This window comes from Kitasatospora arboriphila (assembly GCF_039528095.1).
GTDB lineage: Bacteria > Actinomycetota > Actinomycetes > Streptomycetales > Streptomycetaceae > Kitasatospora > Kitasatospora arboriphila.
On the sequence record NZ_BAAALD010000152.1, the window covers coordinates 1 to 11,404 of the forward strand.

Below are 11,404 nucleotides of genomic sequence, written 5' to 3' on the forward strand. Positions count from 1 at the left end.
GGGGGGGCGGCCCCCCCCCCCCCCCCGCCCGGGGGGGGGGGGGGGGGGCGGCGGGTTCACCGCGCGGGCGCGGGACTCAGACGTTGAAGCCGAGGGCGCGGAGCTGGTCGCGGCCGTCGTCGGTGATCTTGTCGGGGCCCCACGGCGGCATCCAGACCCAGTTGATCCGCAGGTCCTTGACCAGGCCGTCGGTGGCGGTCTTCGCCTGGTCCTCGATGACGTCGGTCAGCGGGCAGGCCGCCGAGGTGAGCGTCATGTCGACGGTCGCCACGTCGTCCTCGTCGATGTGGATGCCGTAGATCAGGCCGAGGTTGACCACGTCGATGCCGAGCTCGGGGTCGACGACGTCCATCAGGGCCTCGTGGAGGTCCTCGACGGACACCGTACCGGCGGTGGTGAAGGCGCCGGGGGCGTCGGCCACGGGCTCGGCGGCCTGCTCGGCCGGGGTCTCGCTGTCACTCATGGGAGAGTCCGTCCGTTTCAGTCGTTGATGGCGGGCTGCTCGCCCAGGGCCTTGGCGGTGGCGTCCTTCCAGGCCATCCAGCTGAGCAGGGCGCACTTGACCCGGGCCGGGTACTTGGAGACGCCGGCGAACGCGACGGCGTCCTCCAGCACGTCCTCGTCGCCCTCGCCCTGGCCCTTGCTCTGCATCAGCTCCAGGAAGGCCTCCTGGACGGCCTGGGCCTCGCCGACGGTCTTGCCGACCACCAGGTCGTTCAGCACCGAGGCGCTGGCCTGGCTGATCGAGCAGCCCTGCGACTCGTAGCTGACGTCCGCCACGGTGGCGCCGTCGAGCTTCACCCGCAGGGTGATCTCGTCGCCGCAGGTCGGGTTGACGTGGTGCACCTCGGCGTCGCCCTCCCGCAGCCCCTTGCCGTGGGGGTTGCGGTAGTGGTCCAGGATGATCTCCTGGTACATCGAGTCGAGCTTCATCCCGTCACCTCAGCCGAAGAAGTTGCGGACGTGGTGCAGACCGTCGATCAGCGCGTCGACCTCGCCCGGCGTGGAGTACAGGTAGAACGACGCCCTGGTGGTCGCCGGAATTCCGTACCGCAGGCAGACCGGCCGGGCGCAGTGGTGGCCGACGCGCACGGCGATGCCCTGCTCGTCGAGGACCTGGCCCACGTCGTGCGGGTGGATGTCGCCGAGCGTGAAGGAGATCGCGGCACCGCGGTCCACGGCCGTGCGCGGGCCGATGATCCGCAGGTCCGGGACCTCCAGCAGGCGCTCGATCGCGTACTCGGTGATCGCGTGCTCGTGGGCGGCGATCTTCTCCATGCCGATCGCCGACAGGTAGTCGACGGCCGCGCCGAGGCCGACCGCCTGGGCGATCGGCGGGGTGCCGGCCTCGAACTTGTGCGGCGCCGGGGCGTAGGTGGACGAGCCCATGGTGACGGTCTCGATCATCTCGCCGCCGCCGAGGAACGGCGGGAGGTCCTCCAGCAGCTCCTGGCGGCCCCACAGCACGCCGATGCCGGTCGGGGCCAGCATCTTGTGGCCGGTGAAGGCGACGAAGTCGGCCTCCAGCGCCTGCACGTCCAGCACCATGTGCGGGGCGGCCTGCGAGGCGTCGATCACGACCAGCGCACCGACCGACTGGGCCTTGCGGACGATGGTCTCGACCGGGTTGAGCGTGCCCAGCAGGTTGGAGACCAGGGTGAAGGAGACCACCTTGGTCTGCTCGGTGATCAGCTCGTCGATGTTCGACAGGTCGAGCCGGCCCTCGTCGGTCAGCCCGAACCACTTCAGCTTCGCGCCGGTGCGCTGCGAGAGCAGCTGCCACGGAACGATGTTGGAGTGGTGCTCCATCTCGGTGATCACGATCTCGGCGTCCGCGTCGACGCGGTAGGGCTCGTCGGCCCAGCCGAGCATGTTGGCGACCAGGTTGAGCGACTCCGAGGCGTTCTTGGTGAAGATCACCTCGTCCCGGCTCGGCGCGTTGACGAAGGCCGCGACCTTGTCGCGGGCGCCCTCGTACAGCGCCGTGGCCTCCTCGGCCAGCACGTGCACACCGCGGTGCACGTTGGCGTTGTGCCGCTCGTAGTACGCGTTCAGCGCCTCCAGCACCTGGCGCGGCTTCTGCGAGGTGGCCGCGTTGTCCAGGTAGACCAGCGGCTTCCCGTCGTGCAGCAGGCGCTGCAGGACGGGGAAGTCCTTGCGGATCGCGTCGGTGTCGAGGAGCCCGGTCAGCGCCGAGCCGGTATGAGTCGTCGTCACTCGGAAGCGCCGCCCTTCACGTAGCTCTCGTAGCCCTCTTCCTCCAGCTTGTCGGCCAGCTCGGCACCGCCGGACTCGACGATGCGGCCGCCCGCGAAGACGTGGACGTGGTCGGGCTTGATGTACCGCAGGATGCGGGTGTAGTGGGTGACCAGCAGGGTGCCGACCTCGCCGGTCGAGCGGACCCGGTTGATGCCCTCGGAGACGACGCGCAGCGCGTCGACGTCCAGGCCGGAGTCGGTCTCGTCGAGGATCGCGATCTTCGGCTTGAGGAGCTCCAGCTGGAGGATCTCGTGGCGCTTCTTCTCGCCGCCGGAGAAGCCCTCGTTGACGTTGCGCTCGGCGAAGGCCGGGTCCATCTGGAGCGCGGCCATGGCCTCCTTGACCTCCTTCACCCAGGTGCGCAGCTTGGGGGCCTCGCCGCGGATCGCGGTGGCGGCGGTGCGCAGGAAGTTGGAGACCGAGACGCCGGGGACCTCGACCGGGTACTGCATGGCCAGGAAGACGCCCGCGCGGGCCCGCTCGTCGACGGACATCGCCAGCACGTCCTCGCCGTCCAGCAGCACCGAGCCGCCGGTCACGGTGTACTTCGGGTGCCCGGCCAGCGAGTAGGCGAGGGTGGACTTGCCGGAGCCGTTGGGGCCCATGATGGCGTGGGTCTCGCCCTGCTTCACGGTCAGGTCGACGCCGCGGAGGATCTCGCGCGGGCCGTTCTCGGCCTCGACGGAGACGTGCAGGTCGCGGATTTCAAGCGTTGCCATGGGGCTCAGGACTCCTGGTTGACGGAGACGAGCACGTCGTCCCCTTCGATCTTTACGGGGTAGACGGCGACCGGCTTGGTGGCGGGCAGCCCGGACGGCTTGCCGGTGCGCAGGTCGAAGCTCGATCCGTGCAGCCAGCACTCGATCATGCAGTCCTCGACCTCGCCCTCGGACAGCGAGACGTTGGCGTGCGAGCAGGTGTCGTTGACGGCGAACACGCCCTCGTCGGTGCGGACCACCGACACCGCGACACCGTTGAGCTCGACCCGGCGGGGGACGTCCTCGGCCAGGTCGCTCAGCGCACACGCACGGAGGAAGCTCATGCGACCGTCGCTTCCAGCTCGGCCTCGATCTTCTCCATCAGGTGGTCCTGGATCTCGGCGACGCCGATCTGCTGGACGAGCTCGGCGAAGAAGCCGCGGACCACCAGGCGGCGGGCCTCCTCGGCCGGGATGCCGCGGGCCTGCAGGTAGAACAGCTGCTCGTCGTCGAAGCGGCCGGTCGCGGAGGCGTGGCCGGCGCCGACGATCTCGCCGGTCTCGATCTCCAGGTTCGGGATCGAGTCGACCCGGGCGCCGTCGGTGAGCACCAGGTTGCGGTTGTGCTCGTAGGTGTCGGTGCCCACGGCGGCGGCGCGGATCAGCACGTCGCCGACCCAGACCGCGTGCGCGTCCTGGCCCTGCAGGGCGCCCTTGTAGACCACGTTGGACCGGCAGTGCGGGGTGTCGTGGTCGATGACCAGGCGGTGCTCCAGGTGCTGGCCGGCGTCGGCGAAGTACAGGCCGAAGAGCTCGGCCTCGCCGCCCGGGGCCGCGTAGACCACCCGCGGGTGGATGCGGACCAGGTCGCCGCCGAAGGTGACCGCGACGGACTTGAAGGTGGCGTCGCGGCCGACCAGGGCGGTGTGCTGGGCGGCGTACACCGCGTCGCGCTCCCAGTCCTGGACGGAGACGAAGGTCAGCTTGGCGCCCTCGCCGACGAGCAGCTCGACGTTGGCGGCGCGGGTGCCGGTACCGGTGTGGTTGATCACCACGACGGCCTCGGCGAACGGCTTGACGTCGACGACCACGTGGGCGAAGCGGACGCCGCCCTCGCCGTGCACGTCGATCTTCACCGGCTCGGTGAGCACCTGCTCCTTGGGAACGGTCACCACCAGGGCCTGCTCGAAGGCGCTGAACGCCTGGGCGGCGACCCGGTCGACCGGCTTGCCGGCGGTGCCCAGGCGGGCGTCGTCGCGGCCGACGGTCTCGGCGGTGACGCCGTCCGGCAGGGCCAGCTCCAGCTTGTCCTGGCCGGTGGCGCCCTCGGCGGCGGTGCCGTCGTGCAGGCCGTTCAGGCGGTGCAGCGGGGTGAACCGCCAGTCCTCCTCGCGGCCGTGCGGCACGGGGAAGTCGTTCACGTCGTAGGACGGCTTGACCGCGACGCGGGCGTCGATCGGCTGCTGCACGGCGGTGCTGCGGCCGGTGCCGGGGCCGGCCAGCTGCGCGCCGGCGCCGGCGGTGCCGACCTCGATCGAACCGGCGGTGGTGGCACCGCTAGGGGTGTTGACGTCAGCCATGGCTGTCGTAGTGCTCTCTTCCTGGGGAACGGGACGGACGGGGGCGGCGGGGCGTCAGCCGACCGCTCCCTCCATCTGCAGCTCGATCAGCCGGTTGAGCTCCAGCGCGTACTCCATCGGCAGCTCGCGCGCGATCGGCTCGACGAAGCCGCGGACGATCATCGCCATCGCCTCGGTCTCGCCCAGGCCGCGGCTCATCAGGTAGAAGAGCTGGTCCTCGCTGACCTTGGAGACCGTCGCCTCGTGGCCCATGGAGACGTCGTCCTCGCGGACGTCGACGTAGGGGTACGTGTCGGAGCGGGAGATGGTGTCGACCAGCAGCGCGTCGCAGAGCACGTTGGACTTGGCGCCGTGCGAGCCCTCGCCGATCTCGATCAGGCCGCGGTACGAGGTGCGGCCGCCGCCGCGGGCCACCGACTTGGAGACGATGGACGACGAGGTGTTCGGCGCCATGTGCACCATCTTGGCGCCGGCGTCCTGGTGCTGGCCCTCGCCGGCGAAGGCGATGGACAGCGTCTCGCCCTTGGCGTGCTCGCCCATCAGGTAGACGGCCGGGTACTTCATGGTGACCTTGGAGCCGATGTTGCCGTCGACCCACTCCATGGTCGCGCCCTCGTACGCCACGGCGCGCTTGGTGACCAGGTTGTAGACGTTGTTCGACCAGTTCTGGATGGTCGTGTAGCGGCAGCGGCCGCCCTTCTTGACGATGATCTCGACGACCGCGGAGTGCAGCGAGTCCGAGGAGTAGATCGGCGCGGTGCAGCCCTCGACGTAGTGGACGTAGGCGTCCTCGTCGACGATGATCAGCGTCCGCTCGAACTGGCCCATGTTCTCGGTGTTGATCCGGAAGTAGGCCTGCAGCGGGATGTCGACGTGCACGCCCTTCGGCACGTAGATGAACGAGCCGCCGGACCACACCGCCGTGTTCAGCGAAGCGAACTTGTTGTCACCCACGGGGATGACGGTGCCGAAGTACTCCTTGAAGAGCTCCGGGTGCTCGCGCAGCGCGGTGTCGGTGTCCAGGAAGATGACGCCCTGCTGCTCCAGGTCCTCGCGGATCTGGTGGTACACGACCTCGGACTCGTACTGCGCCGCGACACCGGCGACCAGGCGCTGCTTCTCCGCCTCCGGGATGCCCAGCTTGTCGTACGTCGCCTTGATGTCGGCGGGCAGGTCCTCCCAGGACTCGGCCTGCTTCTCGGTCGAGCGCACGAAGTACTTGATGTTGTCGAAGTCGATGCCCGACAGGTCGGAGCCCCAGGTCGGCATGGGCTTCTTGCCGAAGAGCTTCAGGCCCTTGAGACGCAGGTTGAGCATCCACTCGGACTCGTTCTTCTTCGCCGAGATGTCGCGCACGACCTCCTCGCTGAGACCGCGCTTGGCGACCGCGCCGGCCTCGTCGGAGTCGGCCCAGCCGTACTCGTAGGTGCCCAGGCCCTCGAGCTCGGGGTGTGCGATGTCAGTCATGCGAATTTCCTCCGCGCGGACGAGCCGTTTCATTGGGGGACGTACCGGCAGTCGGCACGGCACCGGGCGCCCGCTCGGCGGACGACGGTGCGGCACCGGATGCCGGCACATAGGTGGTGCAGACCCCGTCGCCGTGGGCGATCGTGGCCAGCCGTTGCACATGGGTGCCCAGGAGCTGCGAGAAGACCTCGGTCTCGGCCTCGCAGAGCTGCGGGAACTGCTCGGCGATGTGCGCGACCGGGCAGTGGTGCTGGCAGAGCTGGGCGCCCGCCGGGGCCTTCGCGGCCGCGGCGGAGGGCACACGCCGCACCGTGGCAGCGTACCCGTCGGCGCTCAGCGCCTCGGCCAGCGCCTCGGCGCGGTGGCCGGCCGCCGCCTGCTCCACGCTGCTCAGGTACTTCTGGCCCTGCTTGGCGAAGCGGGCCCGGGCGAATGCGGCGACCGCCTCCTCGCCCGCCTTGCCGCCGCCCACCGACTCCGAGATCCAGCGCAGGGCGTCGGCGGCGATCTGGTCGTACGCCTGGTAGAAGGCGTCCCGGCCGGACTCGGTGAGGGCGAACACCTTCGCCGGGCGGCCGCGGCCGCGACTGCCGTAGACCCGCTGCTCACGGGACTCGACCAGGCCGGCGGCGGCCAGCGAGTCGAGGTGGCGGCGGACGGCGGCGGCGGTCAGGCCGAGGCGGTTGGCCAGGTCGGCGGCGGAGGACGGGCCGTGGTCGAGGATCGAGCGGGCGACCCGGTCCCGGGTCGCCCGATGGCCCTCCAGCAGGACCTCCGTCGCCGTCGCGGGCACGGCGCAGCCGGGGGCCGTCTCGGCCGCCCCGTCCTGTGCCAGGTGCTCGCGCATGTTTTTCACAACACCATTGTTGCGTAATTCGCTCCGGGGGAACAAGCCGTGATCCACGCCTCAGCGGTGTCCTCAATCACGCAGGTAAGGCTTACCTGACCTGCGTGGGCGGGGTCGGCGGCCCGGTGTCCGGGGCCGGGCCGGCCGCCTCTTACACTCGCCGGTATGCGACTCGAACCCGCCGTAGAGGTGGCCGGGCTGGTCAAACGGTACGGCGAGAAGACGGCCGTGGACGGCCTCGACCTCACCATCGCCCGCGGCACCGTCACCGCCGTGCTCGGCCCCAACGGCGCCGGCAAGACCACCACGATCGAGATCTGCGAGGGCTACCGCCGCGCCGACGCGGGCACCGTCCGGGTGCTCGGCCTCGACCCGGTCGCCGACGGCGCCGCCCTGCGCCCGCGGATCGGCGTGATGCTGCAGGCCGGCGGCGTCTACCCGGGCGCCCGCGCCGTCGAGATGCTCCGGCACACCGCCAAGCTGTACGCCGACCCGCTGGACGTGGACGCCCTGGTCGAGCGCCTCGGCCTCGGCTCCTGCGGCCGCACCGCCTACCGCCGGCTCTCCGGCGGCCAGCAGCAGCGGCTCGCCCTCGCCATGGCCGTGGTCGGCCGCCCCGAACTGGTCTTCCTGGACGAGCCCACCGCCGGCCTGGACCCGCAGGCCCGCCGCGCCACCTGGGAGCTGGTCCGCGAGCTGCGGGCCGACGGCGTCACCGTGGTGGTCACCACCCACCACATGGACGAGGCCGAGGAGCTCGCCGACGAGGTCGCCATCGTCGACCACGGCAGGGTCGTCGCCACCGGCACTCCCGAGGAGCTCTGCCGGGCCGAGGCCGGGGTGCGCTTCGGCGCGCCCGGCGGGCTCGACCTGGCCGGCCTGCGGGCCGTGCTGCCGGCCGGCGCGGTGGCCGTCGAGCACGCCCCCGGCGCGTACCGGGTGGACGCCCCGGTCGACCCGAAGCTGCTCGCCGCCGTCACCGCCTGGTGCGCGGAGGCCGGCGTGATGCCGGAGGGGCTGGCCGTCGGGCGGCGCAGCCTGGAGGACGTCTTCCTGGAACTCACCGGACGGGAGCTGCGCTCGTGACCGACCACTCGCCGCGGCCGGGCGCCGCCCCGGTCGGCCGGATGCTGCTGGCGCAGACCGCGCTGGAGACCCGGATGCTGCTGCGCAACGGCGAGCAGCTGCTGCTGACGGTGATCATCCCGACCGTGCTGCTGGTGCTGTTCAGCGCGGTGGACATCGTCGCCGCGGACGGCCCCGGCAAGCGGGTCGACTTCCTGGCACCGGGCCTGCTGGCGCTCGCGGTGATGTCCACCGCCTTCACCGGTCAGGCGATCGCCACCGGCTTCGAGCGGCGCTACGGCGTGCTGAAGCGGCTCGGCGCGACGCCGCTGCCGCGCTGGGCGCTGCTGACCGCGAAAACCGGCTGCGTGCTGGTGACCGAGGTGCTGCAGGTGGCGCTGCTGACGGTGATCGCGCTGGCGCTGGGCTGGTCGCCGCAGGGCAGCCCGCTCGCCGCCGCCGGGCTGCTGGTGCTCGGCACCGCCGCCTTCTCGGGCCTGGGCCTGCTGATGGCCGGCACGCTGAAGGCCGAGGCCACCCTGGCCGGCGCGAACCTGGTCTTCGTCCTGCTGCTGCTGGTCGGCGGCGTGGTGGTGCCGCTGTCGCGCTTCCCGGAGGCCGTCCGCCCGGTGCTGGAGCTGCTGCCGATCAGCGCGCTCTCGGACGGGCTGCGCTCGGTGCTGCAGTACGGCGCCGGGGTGCCCTGGTCGGACCTCGGGGTGCTGGCCGTCTGGTCGGTGCTGGGGCTGGCCGCGGCGGCGCGGTTCTTCCGCTGGGAGTGAGTCCCGGCGCGGCGGTGCCCCCGTACCCCTCGGGTGCGGGGGCACCGCCGCGTCCGGGGCCGGTCAGGCGCGGCGCCGGCGCACCGCGAGGACGATGCCGCCGCCCGCGGCGAGCACCAGGGCGCCGCCGATCGCCAGCGGGATCACGCCGTCGGCGCCGGTGAAGGCGAGGCCTCCGGTGGTGGAGCCGGTCGTGGCGGGCGGGGTCGCCGGGACGGAGCCGGAGGGCGTCGGGGACGGGCTGCCGCCGGTGGTGCCCGTCGTGCCGGTGGTGCCGGTGGTGCCGGTGGTGCCGGTGGTGCCGGTCGTGCCGGTGGAGCCGCCTGTGGTGGCGGGCGGGGTGGAGCCGGAGGGCGTGGGCTTCGGGGTGTCGGTGCCCGGCAGGCAGCCCTCGAACGGGTAGTGGTGGGTCTCGGCCCCGCCGCTGCCCTTGAGCGACTTGGCGATCACCGAGCCGTTGACCGGGCCGCCGGAGCCGAGGTCGACGTGGGCGTCGGGCGCGAGCACGCTGCCGGGCCAGGCGTTGCCGCTGTTCTTGACGACCTTCGTGGCGGTCGGGAAGTTCCAGAGCAGGCGGGCCCGGACGGCGCCGCCGGAGGCGGACTGCGTCTTGTCGTCCAGGACGTACCTCCCGGCGGCCGCGTCCCACAGGAAGAAGCCGCTGGTGTGCGCCGCCGCCTGGTCGTAGCCGTCTCCGGTGACGCTGACCACGGTGACCGCGCCGGCCGGCACGTGCAGGTAGACCTCCTTGGCGCCCTGGAGCTGCGCGGCCGTCACGACGAAGGCGTTGAGGCCGGCGTCGGTGCCGGTGAGGGTCAGGGTGCCGCCGGCGGCCTTGATCGCGGTGCCGGGGGTGGTCAGCTTCGCCAGGTCGGCGGAGGCCGCGCGCAGCTTCGCGAACTCGGCGGCGAAGTCGATCGGCGAGGCGCCGTGCACCACCTTGCCGTGGTGGGCCTCGGCGGTGCCGGCGAGGGTGCCGCCGTACACGCCGTTGCCCTTCATGACCTGGACGCTGCCCCTGATGCCGCCGGCCACGACCAGGGCGTTGCCGCCGGGCAGGGCGGCGACCTGGGCGTCCGTCAGCTCGTTGCCGACCGAGAAGCCGCCGCGGAAGTCGGCGTTGCCGCCGACCGCGACCGCGCCCTCGGCGTCCGGCGAGTGGGTGTCGTCGCCCTCGACGAACTCGCCGTAGAGGGTGGCCGCGCCGAGGCTCCGGCAGGTGCTGCCGGCCGGGGCGGCGTGCGCGGCCGGGACGGCGAGGGCACCGAGGGCGAGGGATCCGCCGAGCGCGAGGACGGCGGCGGGTCGGGATATGCGCATGGGAAGGGGGGCTCCGCGGAGAGAGTGGGAGTGATCACTGCGCACTCTCCCGACCCACCGGGACATTGGTCAAGACCAATAGGCGGAGTGTCCCCGATTGCCCGCTTTACCACGCGCGGCGCCGGATGCCCGGAACCGCGCACGCCCGCGCCCCCTCCGAGGCGGTCCGGTCCGCACCGAAGGCGCGCGCCGCACGTCTCGATCCGGTCACAAGCTCACCGCATATCTCCCCACATCGGACATTGACACTGATTCAGGTCGACCGGGTGCACTACGGTCTGGCTCGGCGGTTCTGCCTGCCCGTCTGACCCTGGAAGGCCCCGGATCCCGATGTCGATCTCCCAACCCCGGACCGACGACCGGAGCGGCATACCCGCCGAAGCCGAGCCGGCGCCGGTCTTCGTGGACGAGTCCGGGACCCGCGGCCGCCGTCTGCGGCACCTGGGCTGGCTGGTCGGCGGCAGCGGCCTGCTCTTCGCCATGGCCATGGTGGTCAGCCTCTTCGGTGCGGTCGCCCAGGCCCCTCCGCTGGAGCTGCCCGACTCGCTCGCCTCGTCCACCGCCGTGCCGAGTCCGCAGCCCCAGCCCTCCGTGACCGCCGCCCCCTCGCCCACCGCGTCCGGCAAGGCCGCGCAGGTCGGCCACGCCGGCGCGTCCGGCAAGCCGAGCGCCTCCGCGTCCAAGTCCGGCACCGCCAAGGCCACCGCCTCACACCCGGCCGGCACCAAGACCTCCGCCAAGCCCGGTACCGCGACGAAGACCGGCACCACCACCAGGACCGGCACGACCGGCGTCACCGCGACCACCGGCTCCGTCGGCCACTGAGCCGGCGCAGCGCCGTCCGTCGCCCCCGTACCGGCCCACCAGGAAAGCCCTTGTCCCGCAGTCACCACCGTCGGCAGTCGGTCCACCGCTCCTGCCGCCCCGCCGCCCCGCCGCCGGGTCTCCCCCTGCCGGCGACCCCCGCGGTCCGCCCGCTCGGCCCGACGGTGCTCGGCGGCACGGCGACCGGCGAGGTGTTCCACGCCGGGCCGGTCAGCCACCGGACCCCCGGCCGCGCCCTCGTGCTCGGCTCCGACGGAGGCCACGGGACCGGCCTGCGCACCTTCACCCACCCCGACCTCGCGCTGCAGTCCACGGCGCCGCGAACCGGCGAGGTCTCCGCCCCGATCGTGGAGGTCTGACCGTGTCCGAGCCGACCGAGCCCGCCGACAGCTTCTTCACCCCGCGCAAGCGCCCCCAGCCGCAGCCCGCCGAGGGCACCGACCGCCCGACCGCGCAGGGTCGGCCGGGTGCGCCGTCGGGGCCCCCGCCCGGCGCCCCCCGCGACCCCGCTGCGGGCCGCGGCCCCGGTCCGGCCGGCCGTCCCGGCACGCCGCGCCCGGAC

The 11,404-nt window shown here is 72.5% G+C and carries 13 protein-coding genes and 1 pseudogene; 5 read left to right on the top strand and 9 right to left on the bottom strand.

The features are described from left to right. Window positions 1–76 precede the first annotated feature (76 nt). From ABD353_RS37695 to ABD353_RS37730, 8 genes are read right to left on the bottom strand one after another with little or no spacing between them, the layout of a single operon-like run. Window positions 77–463 carry a metal-sulfur cluster assembly factor gene (locus ABD353_RS37695; RefSeq protein WP_344628243.1) on the bottom strand — a complete coding sequence of 129 codons (387 nt, stop codon included), beginning with the start codon at window positions 461–463 and terminating at the stop codon, window positions 77–79. Between the two features lie 17 nt (window positions 464–480). Continuing rightward, a complete protein-coding gene (gene sufU, locus ABD353_RS37700; RefSeq protein ID WP_344628244.1) occupies window positions 481–933 on the bottom strand; it encodes a Fe-S cluster assembly sulfur transfer protein SufU in 453 nt (150 codons plus the stop codon). Window positions 934–942: 9 nt separating this feature from the next. After that, complete coding sequence (locus tag ABD353_RS37705) at window positions 943–2,190, bottom strand: cysteine desulfurase (protein WP_486326988.1); 1,248 nt, start codon at window positions 2,188–2,190, stop codon at window positions 943–945. A gap of 23 nt (window positions 2,191–2,213) precedes the next feature. Next, complete coding sequence (gene sufC, locus ABD353_RS37710; RefSeq protein ID WP_344628246.1) at window positions 2,214–2,978, bottom strand: Fe-S cluster assembly ATPase SufC; 765 nt, start codon at window positions 2,976–2,978, stop codon at window positions 2,214–2,216. 5 nt (window positions 2,979–2,983) lie between these two features. Continuing rightward, a complete protein-coding gene (locus ABD353_RS37715; RefSeq protein WP_344628247.1) occupies window positions 2,984–3,301 on the bottom strand; it encodes a bifunctional 3-phenylpropionate/cinnamic acid dioxygenase ferredoxin subunit in 318 nt (105 codons plus the stop codon). Beyond that, a complete protein-coding gene (gene sufD, locus ABD353_RS37720) occupies window positions 3,298–4,536 on the bottom strand; it encodes a Fe-S cluster assembly protein SufD (protein WP_344628248.1) in 1,239 nt (412 codons plus the stop codon). Before sufD ends, ABD353_RS37715 begins: the two co-directional genes overlap by 4 nt. A 54-nt stretch (window positions 4,537–4,590) precedes the next feature. Then, window positions 4,591–6,003, bottom strand: coding sequence for a Fe-S cluster assembly protein SufB (gene sufB / locus ABD353_RS37725; protein WP_344628249.1), 1,413 nt, complete (start codon window positions 6,001–6,003; stop codon window positions 4,591–4,593). Continuing rightward, window positions 5,996–6,850 carry a helix-turn-helix transcriptional regulator gene (locus ABD353_RS37730; protein ID WP_344628250.1) on the bottom strand — a complete coding sequence of 285 codons (855 nt, stop codon included), beginning with the start codon at window positions 6,848–6,850 and terminating at the stop codon, window positions 5,996–5,998. Before ABD353_RS37730 ends, sufB begins: the two co-directional genes overlap by 8 nt. 165 nt (window positions 6,851–7,015) lie before the next feature. On the opposite strand from ABD353_RS37730, the gene ABD353_RS37735 reads away from it, so the two are divergent. Then, the gene (locus ABD353_RS37735; protein WP_344628251.1) at window positions 7,016–7,936 is read left to right on the top strand and encodes an ABC transporter ATP-binding protein; all 921 of its coding nucleotides are present in this window, start codon (window positions 7,016–7,018) and stop codon (window positions 7,934–7,936) included. A 41-nt stretch (window positions 7,937–7,977) separates the two neighbouring features. Further along, entirely contained in the window at window positions 7,978–8,697 is a 720-nt protein-coding gene (locus ABD353_RS37740; protein WP_344628255.1) for an ABC transporter permease, read from the top strand. A 63-nt stretch (window positions 8,698–8,760) separates the two neighbouring features. Here the strand turns inward: ABD353_RS37740 and ABD353_RS37745 are convergent, their stop codons facing one another. Then, on the bottom strand, window positions 8,761–10,017 hold the full coding sequence (locus ABD353_RS37745; protein WP_344628252.1) for a choice-of-anchor A family protein: 1,257 nt from the start codon (window positions 10,015–10,017) through the stop codon (window positions 8,761–8,763). Between the two features lie 330 nt (window positions 10,018–10,347). Here ABD353_RS37745 and ABD353_RS37750 point away from each other — a divergent pair, with 330 nt between their 5' ends. The 3 genes and pseudogenes from ABD353_RS37750 to ABD353_RS37760 all read left to right on the top strand — a co-directional run. Further along, on the top strand, window positions 10,348–10,842 hold the full coding sequence (locus tag ABD353_RS37750) for a hypothetical protein (RefSeq protein ID WP_344628253.1): 495 nt from the start codon (window positions 10,348–10,350) through the stop codon (window positions 10,840–10,842). Between the two features lie 50 nt (window positions 10,843–10,892). Further along, entirely contained in the window at window positions 10,893–11,201 is a 309-nt protein-coding gene (locus ABD353_RS37755) for a hypothetical protein (protein WP_344628254.1), read from the top strand. Between the two features lie 2 nt (window positions 11,202–11,203). Beyond that, a pseudogene (locus ABD353_RS37760) lies at window positions 11,204–11,404 on the top strand (hypothetical protein); the annotation flags it as partial.